Source organism: Niallia sp. MER 6, from assembly GCF_023714395.1.
Classification (GTDB): Bacteria; Bacillota; Bacilli; order Bacillales; family Cytobacillaceae; genus Niallia.
Genome location: NZ_JAMAUK010000022.1, coordinates 1 through 18,462, shown reverse-complemented (window position 1 = coordinate 18,462; position 18,462 = coordinate 1). Strand labels below are relative to the sequence as shown.

The window sequence follows — 18,462 nt, the reverse complement described above, 5'->3', positions numbered from 1 at the left end:
AAGTTAAAGGAGCAGAATATATTCTGCTCCTTTAACTTTTAGTTCTCTTTAGCAAAACGTAAAATCTCAGCAGCAGCTTTTATCCGAATAACTGGAACTTCAGCAAGCAACTCTTTTTCTAAGACATTTAAAGCACTACTGACTAACTTATTTAAATTAACGTCAAGTTCTTCCACCGGTTCAAACCATTTATCTAAACCAGATTTTTCAAAAGGATATTTAAATTGAGTAATGGTTCCCCTATTTCTAAGTAATTCTTGGAGTTCTAGATTCAATTCAGATTTATTGAGAACTTTAAGTAATTTAGCTTTTCTTTGATGACACATTCCGAAACTATCATGGTCATAATCTTTTTCGTACGAATATTCCCCAACTTCAAAAATATAAACATTACCGATTTTGTTGGTTATTAGGACTATATCATCTTTTTTCATTGTATTTACAAATGTATTTACTGCACTTAAATATGTCCCTAACTGTTGCCCTTTATAATTATAACGCTTCTCTAAACGTTCGCGAATTTCATCCTTGCTTACGTTCGTTAAATCCCCAATGCCTGGCCAACCAATAGCGACAAATGCATTCTCGCCGCCATCAATTCCCATAAAATCATTAATTCTTTCAGTGCCGTGAGGTTTAGACTTCATCTGAAAAATGTTTACATTAATAGTATTCATTAAAATTCCTCCTTAACCCTCACGATTCCGTTAGGGTTGTTTATGGTTTAATACTAATGGGATATTACCTATCTGTCAACCGTAAAATATTTAAAGGGTTCCCTTAGGGTTGATTAGGGTTAGGGGTGGAATAAATACTTTTTCATATAAATGTAGATAAAAAACCATTTTGGGGCTATTAAGTTTTAAAAATGATTAATAGAAAATTAAATTAGCCGATTCAATAATATAAGGAGAAGAAAAATACATATAACTAATAAAGGAGTAATTTATGTTCCAGAACGAACTAGATGAACTAATAGGTGAATTAAAGAAATATGACCCAGAATTAAAAGAAAGTATAATCAAGCCCATTTTAAGAGAAAGAGACCAAAAATTCTATTCATATAATATAGAACCTTGGGTTAATTATCTTAAAGATACTTTTAGTGAAGAACCCGTACTTATAGAAGAAGTTAACTTTCTTTATAATAGATACCGTTTATTAGAAGAAGACTTTAAGGAATTTAGGGTTAATGAAATCTACAAAGATGTTATTGCAGGGAAAATAGGAAGAGATAAAGAGATATATGGAAGGCAAATGATCCCATATCCAGGTGTGAGTATAATTGTTAATTGGCAAATAAATAGGGCATTAGAATTAATAAAAGAGAAAAATTTAAAAGTGGAGAACTTTCAATTAACGAAAATGAATATCTTTTATGCAGAACTAAATTGGGCGCATTTAGCAAAAGCTAAAAAGAATAAGTCACCAGGTATATTGTTAGATTATGAACCTTATGCGGGAACCGAATATCAATATGTTTTAATAGACGGAAATCATAGATTATTTTCTATCCTTCAACGTAAAAACAAACACCATGATTTTCTAAGGCTTAACAGGGGGATTGCTAACCAGATTAAAACGGAGGGCCCCGTTTACATACTAGAATCTGAGGAATCTTTAGCAAGTATGCAGCATCCTATTTTTCATTATTTCTATTTATTGCAAGTCCTTCTTACACAAGTTAAAACCTATGATGAACAATCTCTAAAATGGGCTAATGTTGTTGAAGATTCAAATTCAAGATATAATCAACTAAAAACTTTTGTAGTACAGGCATAAGAATACCGAAAAATTAAGAGAACATTATCATTAAAATAAGTAATGATAGTTGTTCTCTTTTTTGTTGAAATCCTTTCGTATCAATGGTTTAATTAATATTGTATTAAATTGTAGTACTTTTTCATATTTCTGTTGCATTCTCTTGAGTATACATGTATACTTTAACTATAAAGTAGTTCAGGAGGATGATTTAAATTTGTTCAATGCAGTCATTGATTCATATTTTCAATGGATTAACAAATTATTAATTAAGCTTTTTAGAGTTGAAGTTCCTGAGAAAAAAGAAGACCGAACAACAAATCATTACATAACTTTAGGATTCTTTCATTTAAGTTCTACAATACTTGGTATGCTAATTCCTGGTATGGCAGTAATTGCATTAATGACAATGTTTTATTCAATAGCAAACTAACTTATAAGATTAATAGGAGGTTTTTTTATGACAACAATTAAAGCTGGAATAGACGCAGGAAATAACGGTACGAAGTTTAATATAGAAGGACAAGAACCTTTCATGATCCCTGCAGTATATTCAGAGTACTTAGGTGATTTAATAAACAAAATGGATTTAGAAGAAGTAGAAGCAGACAAATTAACTAATAACCTTGATGTAACGATTATTTCTGAATCTATTCTTTTAAGTAACACTAGATTTATAGTTGGACAAAAAGTATTAGATGATAAATTAGAAGCAATTGAGATGGAAAAGAAATCTAATAAAGCAACTGATGATGTGCCATTAATTACAGCTTTAGCTGGTCTTGCAACCGATGCAATTCGTAGAAATCCCGGTCAAGATGATATTAAACAATCTTATGATGTAGGTGCTGCTTTACCAATCGGATCAATCAATAAAGAGTCTGCAGCAAAATATGAACAGCGTTTTATTGGAACTCATATAGTTAAATTCCATCATCCAAATGGAACTGTTATTACAGTTACAATTACAATCGAATTTTGCAAATGTCTTCCAGAAGGTGCGGCAGCTGCATGGGGCGTTGTATATGATGAAAAAGGTAAGCCAATCAAACGTAAAATTGAGATAGAAGTTGCGAAAGACCAAGAGCCTAAGATTGAAACAATTACTTATGATGACAAATCACTTCTACATTTTGATATCGGCGCCGGTACAACTGAAATTGTTGTTACTAAAGGGGTTTCATTTAATCCAAATCTAAGCGAACCACGTGGTTATGGAACAAAGCAAACGATACTAGAGATTGTTAAACGTTGGAACCTAGTTTATCCTCGTAAAACGATTGATTCTATTGTAGAGTTTAATGAAATTTACTTTGACTCAGAGCATCCTAGACATTCAACACTAAAAGAATTTGCAGTACAATTCATCCGTCAATTAGCTACTAAGTTTTCAAGCGATGTTATCAATAAGATTGATGAAATGAAAGATGACCCGTTTGTTTTCATTTATGGCGGCGGTGCTATTTTAATCAAGTCTGATCTTGAAAAGATATTAAAGCATAAAGACCGTTTGAAGAATGTAGTGTTTATAAATGACCCTATGTATGTAAACTCCAGAGGACTTCTGGTGTATGTTTCTTCTCCACGTTTCCAACAATTGAAGGAACAAAAAGTAGGAGTGTCTAATTAATGAGCAGAAGAAAAAATCAAACTAAAATATATGGTGTGGGCGATAGGCCCACCATATATTTAAAAAAAGATGTTCCAGAGGAACTTTTGGAGCTTATTAATGAACAATCTGATTTAACTTTATTTTTTATGCATTCAATGGAGTTATTTTATAAAGAGTATGGAGTAACTGATTGTGAAGAAATCCTTCCAAGAAAATATAGATTCTTACAAGATTTAAAGAAAATCCCTAAAAGTAATCGAGTGAACCAGCCGGAACAAGCACAAGAAGAAGTGGCAATAACTAGGGAAGAATTACCGATGGAGAATGTACAAAAGGATGAAGATTCTGTTAATGAAATCCTAAGTGTTGAAGTCGATGAATCTATATTTGCAAATGATGATGAAATAAAAAACGATGAAAAACAAGAAGATACAAAAGATAACGAAAAAATAGAATCTAATGCATGGGCTCATTTGGATCTTGAGGATGACCCTTACGCTTAAAAAATCCTTTTTCTATATAGAAAAAGGATTTTTTTACTTATTTTGTAAAAAAGTTAATCATCAAATCGATGAAGTCCCCACATACGGAAATTCCCTTGATAAATAAAGGTTTACTAGACAATTTAAAGAAAAACACCCCATTTTCCAACACATTTTTTCTGTTTTTTTCTTTTATACTCAGCTTAATTACATGGCGCTCTACCTTCTCTAAATAAAAAAATTACTGAATTAAGGAGAAAATTATGTCCACCCTTACTTATTTTAGTTAAGCAGTTATCGAATATGGTTTTTAGGAGAAAATCAGCAATAATTTTTAGTGATTGATTTTGTACTAGTCTTTTCTCCTTATATTCTTTTGCCTATAGAATGTCCATTTTTTTAAATTGAAGCGTTATATCTATTAGAAGGGATTACGCCTATATAGAATTTTTTTATTAATTTCTTAATTTTTTTAATTTTAACCTACTAATTTCACTTATATAAGTGAGGGGATTTTTTTAACTGTCTAATCTAACTTAGGTAGGAATGAACTTTAAAGGTGTTGAAGGGAGTGAACTTTTTGGAAAATAAAAAAAGGTATTTAAAAATCTTATAACAATATTAGTTTGTAAGTGTCCCATGTAATAAGAAAGATGCGCTAAAAAATCAGAAAAGCTGTTTACTTTAGCAGCCTTTCTTTCACTTTTATTGGTAGAGAGATATTTAATCAAACTACTAAAATACTTAACATATGGAGGAACAGAAAATGAACAAGTTAAATTTAAATGCACTAGAGAATCTTATAGGGGAAATTAAAAGAAAGGTGGAAGATCCTTTGCTTGCTAGTTTATATAAAGACGGCATACTGGATGAACTACTTTCAGATAGTATTTATATCCATAGTACATTAGAAGAAAATCCACACTACTTACTTCATCCGTTGGCTAAAAGAGATTTACAAGAACACTTTAACCACATGAAAGCTATTGTTGAAAACGATCCCTTTAATCCCTTCTTTCACTTAATAGGTGGGATTGAAGAAATACTAAAGTGATCCTATTTGGGCGGCAGCACTGACTCCTGATAAGCAGCTGTTCCCCTATCGGTCCACAGCAGCTAACCAGGAGTAGGTGTCGCTACGGCACTAAAAAGCTCGCTAACCACGGACTGTACGGCTGCCGCCTACATTCCGTAGGTTCCAGATCTTTTTGCCTTCCAGGCCGTACCGCACGAGCCGAAGACCATTAAGAACACAAAACCTTAAACCCAAAGGATAGCAGGCTACCGCCTGCTTTTTATTATGCCATTTTTCCCCTTTTGCCTTCCGTATGGTATTGATTCGCACGGCCACTAAGGCTGCAGCAGGAAGGACACCCGAACCTTTCCTGCTGCAGCCAAAGTGGCCGAGGGAACAGGTCAAGGGGCCAAAAACTTTTTCGCTTTAAGAGCAAAACCGGAAGCGAAAAACTTTTCGTCTTTAACCCTTGACCCATTCCCTATGCGATCAATTCATACTCCATGTCAAAACGGGAAAAATAATTCCCTTTTGGGAACTGCCTTCCATCCGGAAGACAAAAGAAAAATGTACCTTCCATCCGGAAGGTAAAAGAAAAAAGAAAAAAGGAAAAAAACGGAGGAAATAAAATGAGCGTTATTCTAATACATCCAAACACTTTTGAAAGAGCAGGTAAATTCTTTAAGGCTTGGAAAGGAGAATCAGATGAAAGGATAGCTGAAAGGCTATCTAAATGGGAATCTTATAATCGTGAAAACTATGAACGTAGATACTCTGAAAAAGTAGAATTACCTCTGGCAGAATACAATTCACTGGAACTTTCTTTTCAGCCATTAATAAGTCCAGAACAGATGTTAAACACTCTAAATTATATTAAATATCAATGTTGTGATTACTCATTTCAAATAGATAGAGATAAAACACTAAAAGAAATAGAAAAATATATAGAACAGGTAGAATCAGAATTTCAAATTAACCAGGCTTTACTAGAACATTGCTCATGGGGATAAATCTTATCCCCGATTAGTTAAAAATACATATAAATACAATCAGCTTAATTAGGAGGAAATAGTTTATGTGGTATCGAGTAATTTTTGATTATGGAGATGTAGAAACGATGATAATGGTTGAAACAACCAAAGTAGATGCAATGGAAATCGCAGAAGTGGCAATTGATGGATTGACTAAAAGGGGACTAATATTACCGCCGGAAGAAAATATTACTTGCGTAGCAGCAGCGCCAGAATGGGGAGAAGACTAATGAACAAACAACATAAAGAAATGCTTAGGAAGTTACAAAGTATTATAGATGAGTTGTCATTACTGAGTGAACAGGATGAGGAATTTAATAATCTTATGTGGGAGCTGAATGCAAAGCAAAACCTAAACTTTTTTGGGTGTTCCCTAGATGAATACAACATACATGATTTCATTGAAGAACATGAAAATCAAAACAAAGAAGGTAAATTAACATGACAGTCCAATATTTTCAGTCCAAAGGGTTTGAACTAGTTCCAGCATCTGAACCCAATAAACTAATCGCATACGTACCATATGAAAAATATCCATCAGCTAAGCAGCATTTATGCTTACAGGATAAAACACACTCGCTTCGCTTCAATCATGACTATTCGATAGCTATATTTTGTTTTGAAGGAAGCCTAGACACACCAGAATGGGAGTTACATTGTGATTCCTTAAGATATGAAGAATACATGTATCTGCTCGATTATGATGAGCTATGGTTAGATAATGAAACTACACAGCCGACTCAAATAGCACTATCAGACCTACCAGATTTAGTTCGCAGTTCCCTAGAAAAAGCCCTAAAGGAGTGCCATAAATGAAAGACTTATATTCCATTACAGACCTACATACCGACGTAACAACCTATAATCACACAGAGTCAGAAGTTATTGAAAAGGCAAGTAATATCCATAATGGAGATGTTTTTAACCTTCTAGATGCTATGGAAGCTCTAGCCATATCTGAATACTGGGTAGTTCAAATGGAGGTAAATGGACATGTTGACTGAAAAATTTTTAAAGGAATTGCAGGAGGTAGTTGATTACAACTACCTGCAGCTAAATAAAGTGGATGGAGACCAAAGTAATGCTAATTTAATTACGCTGTTTGATGAAGAAGAATGTGTTTCCGTATTCGACCCGTTTATGGACACGACGTTACGGATGCAAGTAGACCCATTAAGTTACGGTATAGAAAACCTTGAACAGATGGTAAGTGAATACAAATCAGTAGGAGAGATAATTAAAAATAGTACAACCAAAGAAGTTAATCCTGAATTTCTAAATAGCAAACAAGACTATCCTGACTATCCTGACTTTTTAAATAAAACAGATTGCGATGGTTGCTCTAGAGAACCTAAATACGGTGTTCTATTAGAAAAACCTAGGTCAATGATTCATCATAATACCGTCCTTGTTTCTCACCATAAAAAGCCTATGTACGTCTGTATAGATTGTCTGAAAGATGAAGTTGAATATCTTTAAATCAAAGAGACCGGAAAAGGTCTCTTTTTAAAATGTTTTTTTTAATATTGTGTGGATCTGCAAACAGATCCTAACTCTTTTAAAAAGGAAAAAACGAAAAAAGGCTAAAAGGCAGCCATTTTTCGTTTTTTTTATTTAACTTTCCCGCCCCCCACCCCAAAAAGCAACTATTGGGCCCCCTGTTCATCCTCACTATAGCTCAGTCGTCATTCCAGGCAAGGGAGCGAAAAATTTTTTATTTCTGATTAAATCCCCTCATGACATGGTATGACCTGGTGCGTCTTTCCAAGGTGTGATAAAAAGCATATCACACCTTTCCTATCCTCCCATCCCAACCATGTCAAGGTTTTGTTCGTTCTATGACCTGGTGCGTCCTTCCAGTCCTCCCATCCCAAGAACGAAAGCAAAACACGGTAAAGGGCGGAAATAAAAATTTTTTCGCTTATTCCCTTGCCTTCCAATCCTCCTTCACTGCCGTTGCAGATGAACAGGGGGCAAAGAACAAAAGCTTTCAAACCCTCAACCCTAAAAATCTGGGAGGAAGATGTATATGAAAATACAGAGCATTACTTATGAATTGGTGAACGGGACGTATGAAGGGAAAGCCTATGATATAGATAGATATTTCATAGTAGGTAGAAGACCTATGTCTACTCATGAGCTCACCGTTTATGTGAATCATTTAGATAAATCCATATCAGGTGATTGTATCCGTTACGGCTCATGGGGAGATATAGAGATTGATGAAGTATTGGAAATGTTAAGAGTAGTAGAAGAAGCCGGAGAGTTAAAAAGACCTTATGACGGTTACAAGGGAGAATAATATGGAGAATTTTTGGGAATGGTGTCCAAATTGTACAGAAGAAGCAGAGTTACCTTTAACCTTCGATAAACATGAATGCCCAAACTGCAAATACCATTTATTACCATGTTCACTATGTTCGGAAGATAATTGCTCATCTTGCCCATTTACAAGATGAGCATATGTGAACTAATAGAATAATTTATTACAAGGAGTATCGAAAGTGAAGAAATATCAAACTTACCTTAATGACCTTATCACTAAAAGTACTAACGCAGAATATTTCGCATGGTTTGTGAAAATGGATTTAGAAATAAATCCTATTGAAGTACAAGTGAAATATAATTTTACCAGCTTAGAAAGAGAACAATTGGAATCTACTCCTTCACAAGAGCTAAAGAAATACTTCAATGAGAATAAAATGAAGGAGAATGACTGGATATATGCGAACAACTAAACTGGATAAACAATATTATTCTCATTTCTGCAAGATTTGCAGAACTTACTTGAATGAGCTAAAGGGATATAAATGTACAGAGTGTTATTCAGATGATATCGAAGTAGTTTACTATACACTACAGGACGAAACTAACAAAATGGTTTGGACTTATATACCTGCTAGTGAACTAATTGATTTAGCTAGTTCTATCTACCATAATGACCCTAATTTTAACTTTCATGAATTACCACTGTCTAAAGCTATAGAAGCTTTAGAAACAAATGAATACGATGTAACTTTACAGGAATGGATATATACAATGACGGAACAAGAATTAGAAATGGAAGGTTGTAAGTGCGGAAACAGAGGACTTTATCAGCTTGATATTAATGAGTTTGAATGTGGTGAATGTAAAAAAGTTTATAGAATAGTTAATTAGATTTTTTATAGACAATGGAAAAGACAAGGAGCACTTGTCTTTTTATTTTTTAAAAGCATAAAGGCGTGGAAGAAACGAAAACCGGCTAAAAGGCAGCCGGTTTTGTTTCTTTTTATTAACTTCCCGCCCCCCACCCCTAAAACCGGAAATTTGGGGATAGTGGGGCCCTCTGTTCATCCTCACTATAGCTCAGTCGTCATTCCAGGCAAGGGAGCGAAAAATTTTTTATTTCTGATTAAATCCCCTCATGTCATGGTATGACCTGGTGCGTCTCTCCAAGGTGTGATAAAAAAGCATATCACACCTTTCCGATCCTCCCATCCCAACCATGTCAAGGTTTTGTTCGTTCTATGACCTGGTGCGTCCTTCCAGTCCTCCCATCCCAAGAACGAAAGCAAAACACGGTAAAGGGCGGAAATAAAAATTTTTTCGCTTATTCCCTTGCCTTCCAATTCTCCTTCGCTGCCGTTACAGATGAACAGAGGGCAACAAATAAGACCTAAATCTCAAAATACAAAACCCAAAATCAAAACCCTCTGAAACCCAAAAACAAGGAGAGAAAAAACATGTCCAATCACACAGAAATAGAAAAAATTTATGAGGTAGTTAGAATCAAACAAATTACGATTGAGAACGACCGAGGACTAAACCTATATTCTATTAAGAGTCCACAAGATGGAGCAAAAATCGCAACTATGTTTATTGGTGATGAAGATAGAGAAGTGCTATTCGTAATCTGTTTGAATCAGAAAAATAGAGTAAATGCGGTACATCGTTGTCATATAGGTTCTTTAGACGCAAGCATAATCCATCCAAGAGAAGTCATGAAAACAGCCATACTGAATAATTCAGCTAGTATTATCATTGCACACAATCATCCGTCAGGTATGGTTGAGCCTTCAAGAGAAGATATAGAAGTCACTAAAAGAATGGTACAAGCAGGAGATATTTTAGGTATCCCGTTATTAGACCACTTAATTGTTAATGATGAGGGCAAGTATTATAGCTTAAAAGAACATGGTTATATCTAAAAAAGAGCATGAGGGGAATGATTAGCATTCTCCTTATCCTTTTAAAAAGTGTGTTGCCCTAAAAAGGAAGAAAAGGGATACCCCTTTTCTTTTATGGAAAATCGAAATATTTCCAGCGAATCCTCGCTTCCAATATTTCGATAAAAACCAAATCAATGTGTTGACAATGTCAACACATTGATATATCCTTAAATTAAGAACTTGTTGACAATGTCAACTTGAATTAAGGAGTATCATTTATGACAGTAAATAAAAAGGCGACTGAACTTATTTTGAATTACTTTCCCATGTTATCTGACATGATGAATGATGACGACCAAACTACGACTAAAAAAGACTTGAGTGAAACAGAATCCGTATTTCACCAAATGGCATTGTTTTTCCAAAATCCTAAGGAGAATACTTTTGATATTGGCTTGGTTTATAGTCATTTACAAGGTGATTGGGTGAGCTTTGCTTTTGAATGTCTTGAAACATTCTTTAAGGATGATACCTTTTTATTACCCAAAGACTATTCAATGACTATTAATGACCAAGACCCATTACTTAATCAGTCAAGTTTTGCTAAGAGATTAAATGAATCAGGTTTGAAATTTGATAGAAAAAAGCTCAGCGTGTATTACGAACGTGGTAAATTACCTAAGAATGATGCTTTGATTGAGGGGAAACCCTACTGGCTTACTTCTACAGTGAGAGAGTATATTAGCAAGAAGGAATAACCTAACTATTGTGGACATGTTTATATATATATTTTTTTGAAGGGTGTTTTTGACCCTTCTTTTTTTTATAAAAAAAGGTGTACCAGATTATATGGTACACCTGCGCTTATGTTTAGTTGAGGAGGTTTCACAAGCGAGTTGAATAGAGACGATTATTTGCCCTTAATACAGGTTATTAAATCTTGTCCAAATGGAAACGGCTAATAACTAGTATTCTTTAAAAACCTAAAAGCTTTTCAAGACTTAAACCCCTATTTGGGCGGCAGCACTGACTCCTGGTAAGCAGCTGTTCCCCTATCGGTCCACAGCGGCCAACCAGGAGTAGGTGTCGCTACGGCACTAAAAAGCTCGCTAACCACGGACTGTACGGCTGCCGCCTACATTCCGTAGGTTCCAGATCTTTTTGCCTTCCAGGCCGTACCGCACGAGCCGAAGACCGTTAAAACCCCAAAACCTTAAAACCAAAGGATAGCAGGCTGCCGCCTGCTTTTTTTATTTATTTTCTCCCTTTTGCCTTCCGTATGGTATTGATTCGCACGGCCACTAAGGCTGCAGCAGGCAGGACACCCGAACCTTTCCTGCTGCAGCCAAAGTGGCCGAGGGAACAGGTCAAGGGGCCAAAAACTTGTTCGCTTTAAGAACAAAACCGGAAGCGAAAAACTTTTCGTCTTTAACCCTTGACCTGTTCCCTATGCGATCAATTCATACTCCATGTCAAAAGGGCAAAAATAATTCCCTTTGGGGAACCCTTCCCTCCGGAAGGCAAAAAGAAAATTCAAAAACAAAATCAAAGGAGCAAGTCAAATGATTCTTAAAAACTTAGAAGAACAAATAATAAAAACCATTGAAGATTACATCTTCAAAATGGAACGTTTTGATTTTGAAGGTTTTGAGTTATGAAACGGGAGTTTTTAAGTTTTTAAGTTATGAAAAAGAATTAGAAATGAAAACCTTAATTAAATTTAATCCTTATAACGGTGATGTTTTAGCTGTATTTGAAGATGACAGAGAAACAAGTTGGCACATAGGGACATTAAAGGAATTACATATACATAACTAAAATAAGGGAGTCGGATAAGATGGCTAAAATAGATATTTTTGAATTGGTAACTAATAGAATTATTGAAAAACTAGAAGAAGGTGTTATTCCATGGCGTAAGCCTTGGTCTAATGCTAACGCTGTAAATTGGTTAACACAAAAGCCATATAGAGGAATTAATACTATGTTATTAGATTCAGGTGAGTACGCCACTTTTAAACAGATTAATGATGCTGGTGGAAGGATTAAAAAGGGAGAACCTGGTCATATAGTGGTCTTTTGGAAATGGCTCGAAAAAGAAAATGAGGAAGGAAAAACAGAGAAGATTCCATTTCTAAGATACTATAAAGTCTGGGAAATCAATACACAAGTGGAAGGATTAAAGAGCAAAAAAGAACAACAGACATTTGAACATAACCCAATTGAAAGGGCTGAGGGAGTTATCGCAGGCTATATCAATTCCCCAGATTATACTTTCCGTTCAGGACAAGCAGTTTATTATCCACTATTAGATAAAATAAATTGCCCGCCTATGAAAGATTTTGAAATAGCCGAAGAATTTTACTGTACAATGTTTCACGAAATGGTACATAGTACAGGACATAAAAGCAGGCTCGCACGACCTGGAGTAACAGCGCAAGGGGTAGCATTTGGGAGTGAGACTTATTCAAAGGAGGAACTAGTTGCAGAGTTAGGAGCTTCCATGTTATGTGGTGTAGCTGGAATTGATAATCATACTATCGAGAATAGCGCTAGTTATATCAATTCATGGTTAAGGGAATTAAAAAATGACCATAAGCTCATTGTACAAGCTGGTGCACAAGCACAAAAAGCAGCCGATTATATTTTAGGAGTAAAGTTTGAACAGTGAACAGTAACGGGGAAGAAATCCTTCCCCTACTCTTTCAATATAAGAACGTAAAATAAAAAAATAAAAAAATAAAAAAATGGAGTGATTTAAATGTTTTTTAAAAAAGCCAAACGTATCAAGAAATTAGAAGAACAAAACCAAGAATTAAAAAAAGAATTAGAAATCCAAGCTGAGTTAGCACTTGAAAATCACATGGAGTTAAAATACAAAGAATGGCAAGAAGAACGGCGGGATGCTCAATAAGCATCCCTTGTAAACAAATGAATATACGAGACATGGAACAGTTGAGCACAGCATGATTTATCACAATTTATCAAGAAACTTACTAGTTAATAACTAGTAAGTTTCTTGATATCAATAAAGTATACATGTATACTTTATTGATATGTTAGTCGTCTTTGGTTATTACTTTGTCTAAAGGTGGTCATTACATTGCTAAGTTTACTCATTGAAAATAAACGTAAAGAAATGATAGAAACTGGACTAAGCAAAGGTTTCAACGACAATGAAACCTTAAGGTTAAGCCGTGAGTTAGATTCATTAATTAATAAAAAAATGTTAGAACAAATAGAAAAAAAGCATAAAGGCGTGGAAGAAACGAAAACCGGCTAAAAGGCAGCCGGTTTTCGTTTCTTTTTTTTAACTTCCCGCCCCCCACCCCTAAAAAACCTTTCATTCTCTACTTGAACATTTTCTTATACCAAGGAATAGATTCTCTATCTTCTTTATCTTCTCTGAGCTTTCTCAAACCTTCTAATAGTTGCTTATCTCTATCCTCGATTTTCTTCCGTTCTTGCTCTCTTTCTGTTTTATCTTTTTGCATAATCTCTTGTAATTTTTCTATGTCTTCCCCTTTCTTCTGGCGATCAGTTTCAATTGTTGTTTGTATTTTCTCTAACGCAGCAGCATGCTCTTTACTCATAGTTTGAATTAGGTTAGTTAATTCTTCATTCTTTGCTTGGGATTCTTGATACATTTGAATCATAAAATCTCGTTGGTTTGAAACTTCGGTAAGAATATTCTCATACCCTTTAACAATAGATGTAACTACATTGTTACTGGATGAGTCTTCTTCTTCAATTGTTATTTCCTTCACCGAATTAGTTAAGTACTGTTCGATTATCTCATTTGGTTCATTACGGTCTTTTAGCTCCATAATTAAACGAAATATGTCAATTGCTTCTTCTTTGAATCGCTTAGTACGTCCAGACCCTACTACCGGTAAATAGATTTTGAATGTCTGATACCAATTGTTTAAAGTAGTGCGTGGCCGTTTTAACATGTCTGCTATATCTTGAAGTGAATATGTTTTATCAATATGCATAACTGTTTCCCCTTTCTTTTAGTCATTCTTTGTCGTCGTCAATCATCGTCAAGTTGTAGTTAAATGAATAAAGGTTATTTCAAGACGTTGTCTGTATTCGTCAGGTTGTCGTTTGTTGTTAACTAGTCGCATTTGATTGTCTTGTATTGGCGTCTAGTCGTCGTCGGTTAGTCGTTGGAATTGAGGAGTCGTAAGTAGTTTTCCTAAAGGGAAACTACTAAGTTATGTAGTCGTCTAACTTGGATTTCTAGTCATCATTAAATAATACTAGATTCTATTAATAAAATCCTTTTTTTTAATAAATTTTATTATGGTTTACTACATCTTAGTACAATGTACTACAAAATAGTACTTTGTACTAAGATGTAGTATTCGTGCAGAAGACAACTTGTTTTATTAACGGTATACATGTATACTTATAATGTGATAGCTAAAAGGAAGTGTTTTATTAAAGTGTTAAGAATATATCAAGCTGGAATTTAAACCTTTGACCATAAAGGAGGGTGAAGAAAGATGATAGACAGTAGAGAAGGTGATTTAAGAATAGGTCTATTTTGGGGAACAATCCTAAGTTTACCCCTTTGGATTTCCTTTTTTGGTTGGGTTAAACTTCTTGTTAATTTATAAGGGTTGTTCGTTTTTGGGTAGAAGTGACATTGTTTAGTTTTTTTATAGAGTTTATTAAGGGGAAAATTCATATGATAACTTTTATAGATGGAAATATCGCCAATGTTAAAGCAGATGTAATCGTAAATGCTTCTAATGGTATCGGCTATATGGGAGGTTTAATAGGTAGATTTATTAAATTAAAAGGTGTTGCTGAATCAATCCACTATGTAGATCATTCCATTGAGAAAGAAGCGAAAAGAATTTGTAGAAAGAATCTAATTAAGCCAGGGGATGTTTTTGTTACTAATTCCGGACAACTACCATGCAACTATATCTTTCATGCTGTTACTATGTTTTTACCTGGTACTTGGTCTTCAATTAAATCTATAGAAACCTGTATCCTTAATATCATTAAGCTTGGAGAAGAATATAAAGTCGAAACAATTGCCATTCCTTATTTAGGTTGTGGAACGGGTAGTTTAAAAAAAGAACAATTGAATAATTTATATGAATTTTATTTTAAAAAGCACGATAGCATAACATTTATGATTATTGATTGGAGTAGAAAATAGTTGGTTATAGAAATTAGTTTGTTTACACTTGCTACATTAGGGTTAATTATTTGCTTGATAAGTATTTATAGTTTAATAAATCGGTATTTTTCTTATGAAAAAATTACAGTTCAGGTTATTTTGTTTTGTATGGGTTTATTCTTTCTTTTTGGGAGCATAATTCTATATGAATTTATTTAAAAACGTTATAACGTTGGTGTTTCTTAGACTAATTTAACTGGTTAGTCTTTTTCTTTTTGGGTTTTTTTGAATATTAATATTCAATTATATCTAATTTTTGAATATTAATATTCAAGTTTCTTTTAGTTATAAACTTCATTTAGACCCCTATTTGGGCGGCAGCACTGACTCCTGATAAGCAGCTGTTCCCCTATCGGTCCACAGCAGCCAACCAGGAGTAGGTGTCGCTACGGCACTAAAAAGCTCGCTAACCACGGACTGTACGGCTATCGCCTACATTCCGTAGGTTCCAGATCTTTTTGCCTTTCAGGCCGCACCGCACGAGCCGAAGACCAAAACCTTAAACCCTAATTCAAAAGACTAAAACCCGAAGACTTTAGCTGTCATTGAATTTTTCAGCTTGGGTTTTAGTAGTAATTATATTTATCAGTTAATATGTACTAATATGTACTACAAGTTAGTATTATTTTTCTGAGTTTTTTAAAGTGGAATTGAGATTTTTATTTATGTAATTATACTAATATGTACTACGAATTAATCTGTCATCTTATTATCAGTTGACGTCTTATGATGACTTTTAGATGTTAATTGTCGTTATTAAGCGACTTGCTATTAATAAAGCATTTTTCGGAATAAATCAATCAATAGGGGACACTATAAGTACTGAAATAACCATTCCATTTTATCATCTTTAGCTCATTCACATTGACCAAATTTGGGTGGCTACTCCCAAAAAATATAGCTCATAATGCAAGTTTAGGGCAGGAAGCATATTCCGGATTTTAATTCTACTCCCCAAAATGCGTTGCTTCAATCCGGCTATTTAGCTTGCTAAACGCAGCTAAAATAGCACGGCTTTCAGCAAACATTTTTGCGTGATCTTCCTTTCAGTCAGACCACTTAAAAATGTGCGGAACTTACCCCCACGGACAAAAGCTTCGCTTTTTGTGGGGGCGCTCCCTTGATCACATTCCTAGCCTTTGGCGGAATGAATCAAGGAGTGCAGGATAAAGAGTTGCATCCGCAACTCATAAAAGCCCACCGTTGGTGGGCTTGGGTGGATTCCGCTTAACTAGATTATAGATTCTATAGTATAATAGAGTATGAAATATATAGAGTTAGGAGGAATATCATGAAGGAAAAAACAACAATCTCATTTGAACCTTCAGTATTAAGAGAAATTGATAAAATAGTAAAACAAAGGGGGAAGAATGCTACCAGAAGTGAAGTTGTAAATGAGTTCTGTAAAGCTTATTTACAGATACATAATGCCAATGAAGTGGAAAAAGTTTATGCGCCGATTATTAATAAATTTATGGATGAAAACTTCAAATCATTTGAAAATCGAATAGCTTCTCTATTAGCTAAAACTTCATTGGATAGTGCAATGTCGATGTTCCTTTTGCTGGATTCAATTTCAAGGTCAAGGAATATACAGACAAATGATTTATACCAGAAGACAAGAGGTATGGCTGTAAAACATGTGCAAAATAGAGAAGACTTAATGAGCATGATAGATAATAAAATGAAGGAGAATAATAAGAATTGAGTTTTAGAGGTAGAGCATTTGTAAAAGTAAAAACTCTTAGAGATTCCGGAATGCATATGGCAAAGGGAACAGCTGGAGCAACTAGAAAGGTTTTATCCCATCTAAAATATATAGGTTTTAGAAGTAGGGAGTTAGATTTTGATAGGGACACTAAAGGTTTATTTGATGAGAAAAGCGATCAAGCTTCTTTAAAGAAGTTTTACAAAAGTATTGAAAACGAACCAGGTCTAAGACATTCTAGCACTGTTAAAATTCATAAAATGATTATATCGCTTAAACAGGAAGACTATGAAACATATGGTAAGGATTTTAAAGAGATAGCTAGATATGCTTTGAAGGGCTTGGAGGAAAGAAAGGGAATGAAGCTGGAATGGGTTGGGGCTGTTCATTTAAAAGAAGGACATCCACATGTTCATTTAGCTATAAAGTCAATAGGCCAAGATCTAACTAATGGCAGCAATAAAAGGCTTTATATTGATAAGGAGGATATAGACTTTCTAAGGAATGAAATAGATAGATATACCGGCAGAGATCAGTATTTAGAAAGGAATAATGCTTTAGAGAATGACAGGATGGATATGGGATTACTAAAAGAATTATCAAATACTATGGATCGTCTTATAAAAGAAGGGGAGCGAGATACGCACCAAGCTAAAAATATGGCTGATAGACAAGCTAAACGTCAAGCTGAACGTGATAAGTATGATAGAGAAAGGTGATTTTTTTTGCTCCTTAGATATACATGTATACTATTTTTTAGTAAACTGTATATTATTAGGGAGGGATGTTATTGGAGATAAACAAGAAAAAACTCAGTACGCAAATTCTGTCAGCTGTATTCTTTGGGATATTTGTTAATTTAGCTGCTGTTGTAATTTTAGGATATGTTTTGTTCATTAAAGAATACGGGGACCAAGGGCCACCAAAACTATTTAATGAGTTATTGATGAAGCCAGATGTTTTCTTTTCTGTTTTGTTTCTTGGTGAAACGAAAAATAACGAGATATATGAAACAATCCATATGCTATATACTGATTTACCTATTCAGGGTTTTTTCTGGCTGTTTTATTTTAGTCTTGTATACTTCGGAATTACTAATAAAAAATCTTTAGAAAAAAGGGATGCATCTGAGTATGGCAGCCATGGATCACAACGATGGGCTACTGATTCAGAAATAAAACATTCTCTACAAAAAAATACAAAGGGATTTATATTAGGGGAGTATAAAAGGAAACTAGCTGTAAATCCTTTAGAATCTAATCTAAATAACAATGTTTGTGCTTTTGGTGGTGCTGGTACAGGTAAGTCTGCGGGTTTTAGTATTCCTAATATTCTTCATAACGCTATGAAGGTTGGACAGTCTCTTGTTATTACTGACCCGAAAGGTGGTACGACACGTTCCTAACTGAAAAGGTTAGGCATTGTTGAACCTAACAGTTCAACAATGAACTGTCATTTCGAGAAGTCAAATGATAGGGTAACGCCTTGAAGGGCTTCCTTTAATCCTC

General features: G+C 34.4%; 25 protein-coding genes. 23 read left to right on the top strand and 2 right to left on the bottom strand.

What is annotated here, in order from left to right; all coding sequences use genetic code 11:
• Positions 1 to 38 precede the first annotated feature (38 nt).
• The gene (locus M3600_RS20645; RefSeq protein WP_251647348.1) at positions 39 to 677 is read right to left on the bottom strand and encodes a hypothetical protein; all 639 of its coding nucleotides are present in this window, start codon (positions 675 to 677) and stop codon (positions 39 to 41) included.
• A 271-nt stretch (positions 678 to 948) separates the two neighbouring features.
• On the opposite strand from M3600_RS20645, the gene M3600_RS20640 reads away from it, so the two are divergent.
• The 19 genes from M3600_RS20640 to M3600_RS20550 all read left to right on the top strand — a co-directional run bounded on the left by M3600_RS20640 (position 949) and on the right by M3600_RS20550 (position 13,332).
• The gene (locus tag M3600_RS20640; protein WP_251647346.1) at positions 949 to 1,782 is read left to right on the top strand and encodes a hypothetical protein; all 834 of its coding nucleotides are present in this window, start codon (positions 949 to 951) and stop codon (positions 1,780 to 1,782) included.
• 196 nt (positions 1,783 to 1,978) lie between these two features.
• Complete coding sequence (locus M3600_RS20635) at positions 1,979 to 2,194, top strand: hypothetical protein (RefSeq protein ID WP_251647344.1); 216 nt, start codon at positions 1,979 to 1,981, stop codon at positions 2,192 to 2,194.
• A gap of 27 nt (positions 2,195 to 2,221) precedes the next feature.
• Entirely contained in the window at positions 2,222 to 3,391 is a 1,170-nt protein-coding gene (locus M3600_RS20630; RefSeq protein ID WP_251647342.1) for a ParM/StbA family protein, read from the top strand.
• Positions 3,391 to 3,876: a hypothetical protein gene (locus M3600_RS20625; protein WP_251647340.1), complete on the top strand. Its 486-nt coding sequence runs from the start codon at positions 3,391 to 3,393 to the stop codon at positions 3,874 to 3,876. The genes M3600_RS20630 and M3600_RS20625 overlap by 1 nt, the downstream gene beginning before the upstream one ends.
• Positions 3,877 to 4,621: 745 nt before the next feature.
• Complete coding sequence (locus M3600_RS20620) at positions 4,622 to 4,909, top strand: hypothetical protein (protein ID WP_251647338.1); 288 nt, start codon at positions 4,622 to 4,624, stop codon at positions 4,907 to 4,909.
• Positions 4,910 to 5,499: 590 nt separating this feature from the next.
• Positions 5,500 to 5,880, top strand: coding sequence for a hypothetical protein (locus M3600_RS20615; protein WP_251647336.1), 381 nt, complete (start codon positions 5,500 to 5,502; stop codon positions 5,878 to 5,880).
• Positions 5,881 to 5,945: 65 nt separating this feature from the next.
• The gene (locus M3600_RS20610; protein WP_251647334.1) at positions 5,946 to 6,131 is read left to right on the top strand and encodes a hypothetical protein; all 186 of its coding nucleotides are present in this window, start codon (positions 5,946 to 5,948) and stop codon (positions 6,129 to 6,131) included.
• The gene (locus M3600_RS20605) at positions 6,131 to 6,346 is read left to right on the top strand and encodes a hypothetical protein (protein WP_251647332.1); all 216 of its coding nucleotides are present in this window, start codon (positions 6,131 to 6,133) and stop codon (positions 6,344 to 6,346) included. The genes M3600_RS20610 and M3600_RS20605 overlap by 1 nt, the downstream gene beginning before the upstream one ends.
• Positions 6,343 to 6,717, top strand: a complete 375-nt coding sequence (locus M3600_RS20600) for a hypothetical protein (protein ID WP_251647330.1) — start codon at positions 6,343 to 6,345, stop codon at positions 6,715 to 6,717. Before M3600_RS20605 ends, M3600_RS20600 begins: the two co-directional genes overlap by 4 nt.
• Positions 6,714 to 6,905 (top strand): hypothetical protein, encoded by a 192-nt coding sequence (locus M3600_RS20595; protein WP_251647328.1) that lies wholly within the window; start codon positions 6,714 to 6,716, stop codon positions 6,903 to 6,905. The genes M3600_RS20600 and M3600_RS20595 overlap by 4 nt, the downstream gene beginning before the upstream one ends.
• On the top strand, positions 6,895 to 7,380 hold the full coding sequence (locus M3600_RS20590) for a hypothetical protein (protein WP_251647326.1): 486 nt from the start codon (positions 6,895 to 6,897) through the stop codon (positions 7,378 to 7,380). The genes M3600_RS20595 and M3600_RS20590 overlap by 11 nt, the downstream gene beginning before the upstream one ends.
• Positions 7,381 to 7,930: 550 nt before the next feature.
• Complete coding sequence (locus M3600_RS20585; RefSeq protein WP_251647324.1) at positions 7,931 to 8,203, top strand: hypothetical protein; 273 nt, start codon at positions 7,931 to 7,933, stop codon at positions 8,201 to 8,203.
• A gap of 202 nt (positions 8,204 to 8,405) precedes the next feature.
• Positions 8,406 to 8,639 carry a hypothetical protein gene (locus M3600_RS20580; RefSeq protein WP_251647322.1) on the top strand — a complete coding sequence of 78 codons (234 nt, stop codon included), beginning with the start codon at positions 8,406 to 8,408 and terminating at the stop codon, positions 8,637 to 8,639.
• On the top strand, positions 8,626 to 9,060 hold the full coding sequence (locus tag M3600_RS20575; protein ID WP_251647321.1) for a hypothetical protein: 435 nt from the start codon (positions 8,626 to 8,628) through the stop codon (positions 9,058 to 9,060). Before M3600_RS20580 ends, M3600_RS20575 begins: the two co-directional genes overlap by 14 nt.
• A 584-nt stretch (positions 9,061 to 9,644) precedes the next feature.
• Positions 9,645 to 10,091, top strand: coding sequence for a JAB domain-containing protein (locus tag M3600_RS20570; RefSeq protein WP_251647422.1), 447 nt, complete (start codon positions 9,645 to 9,647; stop codon positions 10,089 to 10,091).
• 239 nt (positions 10,092 to 10,330) lie between these two features.
• Positions 10,331 to 10,810 carry a hypothetical protein gene (locus M3600_RS20565; RefSeq protein ID WP_251647319.1) on the top strand — a complete coding sequence of 160 codons (480 nt, stop codon included), beginning with the start codon at positions 10,331 to 10,333 and terminating at the stop codon, positions 10,808 to 10,810.
• A 1,079-nt stretch (positions 10,811 to 11,889) separates the two neighbouring features.
• Entirely contained in the window at positions 11,890 to 12,720 is an 831-nt protein-coding gene (locus tag M3600_RS20560) for an ArdC family protein (RefSeq protein ID WP_251647317.1), read from the top strand.
• Between the two features lie 90 nt (positions 12,721 to 12,810).
• The gene (locus tag M3600_RS20555; protein WP_251647315.1) at positions 12,811 to 12,963 is read left to right on the top strand and encodes a hypothetical protein; all 153 of its coding nucleotides are present in this window, start codon (positions 12,811 to 12,813) and stop codon (positions 12,961 to 12,963) included.
• A gap of 189 nt (positions 12,964 to 13,152) precedes the next feature.
• Positions 13,153 to 13,332, top strand: coding sequence for an aspartyl-phosphate phosphatase Spo0E family protein (locus tag M3600_RS20550; RefSeq protein WP_251647314.1), 180 nt, complete (start codon positions 13,153 to 13,155; stop codon positions 13,330 to 13,332).
• A 67-nt stretch (positions 13,333 to 13,399) separates the two neighbouring features.
• Here the strand turns inward: M3600_RS20550 and M3600_RS20545 are convergent, their stop codons facing one another.
• A complete protein-coding gene (locus M3600_RS20545) occupies positions 13,400 to 14,044 on the bottom strand; it encodes a MerR family transcriptional regulator (protein ID WP_251647312.1) in 645 nt (214 codons plus the stop codon).
• A gap of 698 nt (positions 14,045 to 14,742) precedes the next feature.
• On the opposite strand from M3600_RS20545, the gene M3600_RS20540 reads away from it, so the two are divergent.
• The 4 genes from M3600_RS20540 to M3600_RS20525 all read left to right on the top strand — a co-directional run bounded on the left by M3600_RS20540 (position 14,743) and on the right by M3600_RS20525 (position 18,359).
• Positions 14,743 to 15,225, top strand: coding sequence for a macro domain-containing protein (locus tag M3600_RS20540; RefSeq protein WP_251647310.1), 483 nt, complete (start codon positions 14,743 to 14,745; stop codon positions 15,223 to 15,225).
• 1,312 nt (positions 15,226 to 16,537) lie between these two features.
• Complete coding sequence (locus M3600_RS20535; RefSeq protein ID WP_251647309.1) at positions 16,538 to 16,954, top strand: ribbon-helix-helix domain-containing protein; 417 nt, start codon at positions 16,538 to 16,540, stop codon at positions 16,952 to 16,954.
• Entirely contained in the window at positions 16,951 to 17,673 is a 723-nt protein-coding gene (locus tag M3600_RS20530) for a relaxase/mobilization nuclease domain-containing protein (protein ID WP_251647308.1), read from the top strand. Before M3600_RS20535 ends, M3600_RS20530 begins: the two co-directional genes overlap by 4 nt.
• Positions 17,674 to 17,744: 71 nt before the next feature.
• A complete protein-coding gene (locus tag M3600_RS20525) occupies positions 17,745 to 18,359 on the top strand; it encodes a type IV secretory system conjugative DNA transfer family protein (protein ID WP_251647307.1) in 615 nt (204 codons plus the stop codon).
• Positions 18,360 to 18,462 lie beyond the last annotated feature (103 nt).

Bases quoted from the DNA above. Each gene is read 5' to 3' on its own strand.
- M3600_RS20645 (WP_251647348.1), bottom strand. From the start codon at position 677: ATGAATACTATTAATGTAAACATTTTTCAGATGAAGTCTAAACCTCAC.
- M3600_RS20640 (WP_251647346.1), top strand. From the start codon at position 949: ATGTTCCAGAACGAACTAGATGAACTAATAGGTGAATTAAAGAAATAT.
- M3600_RS20630 (WP_251647342.1), top strand. From the start codon at position 2,222: ATGACAACAATTAAAGCTGGAATAGACGCAGGAAATAACGGTACGAAG.
- M3600_RS20625 (WP_251647340.1), top strand. From the start codon at position 3,391: ATGAGCAGAAGAAAAAATCAAACTAAAATATATGGTGTGGGCGATAGG.
- M3600_RS20620 (WP_251647338.1), top strand. From the start codon at position 4,622: ATGAACAAGTTAAATTTAAATGCACTAGAGAATCTTATAGGGGAAATT.
- M3600_RS20615 (WP_251647336.1), top strand. From the start codon at position 5,500: ATGAGCGTTATTCTAATACATCCAAACACTTTTGAAAGAGCAGGTAAA.
- M3600_RS20610 (WP_251647334.1), top strand. From the start codon at position 5,946: ATGTGGTATCGAGTAATTTTTGATTATGGAGATGTAGAAACGATGATA.
- M3600_RS20605 (WP_251647332.1), top strand. From the start codon at position 6,131: ATGAACAAACAACATAAAGAAATGCTTAGGAAGTTACAAAGTATTATA.
- M3600_RS20600 (WP_251647330.1), top strand. From the start codon at position 6,343: ATGACAGTCCAATATTTTCAGTCCAAAGGGTTTGAACTAGTTCCAGCA.
- M3600_RS20595 (WP_251647328.1), top strand. From the start codon at position 6,714: ATGAAAGACTTATATTCCATTACAGACCTACATACCGACGTAACAACC.
- M3600_RS20590 (WP_251647326.1), top strand. From the start codon at position 6,895: ATGTTGACTGAAAAATTTTTAAAGGAATTGCAGGAGGTAGTTGATTAC.
- M3600_RS20585 (WP_251647324.1), top strand. From the start codon at position 7,931: ATGAAAATACAGAGCATTACTTATGAATTGGTGAACGGGACGTATGAA.
- M3600_RS20575 (WP_251647321.1), top strand. From the start codon at position 8,626: ATGCGAACAACTAAACTGGATAAACAATATTATTCTCATTTCTGCAAG.
- M3600_RS20565 (WP_251647319.1), top strand. From the start codon at position 10,331: ATGACAGTAAATAAAAAGGCGACTGAACTTATTTTGAATTACTTTCCC.
- M3600_RS20560 (WP_251647317.1), top strand. From the start codon at position 11,890: ATGGCTAAAATAGATATTTTTGAATTGGTAACTAATAGAATTATTGAA.
- M3600_RS20555 (WP_251647315.1), top strand. From the start codon at position 12,811: ATGTTTTTTAAAAAAGCCAAACGTATCAAGAAATTAGAAGAACAAAAC.
- M3600_RS20545 (WP_251647312.1), bottom strand. From the start codon at position 14,044: ATGCATATTGATAAAACATATTCACTTCAAGATATAGCAGACATGTTA.
- M3600_RS20540 (WP_251647310.1), top strand. From the start codon at position 14,743: ATGATAACTTTTATAGATGGAAATATCGCCAATGTTAAAGCAGATGTA.
- M3600_RS20535 (WP_251647309.1), top strand. From the start codon at position 16,538: ATGAAGGAAAAAACAACAATCTCATTTGAACCTTCAGTATTAAGAGAA.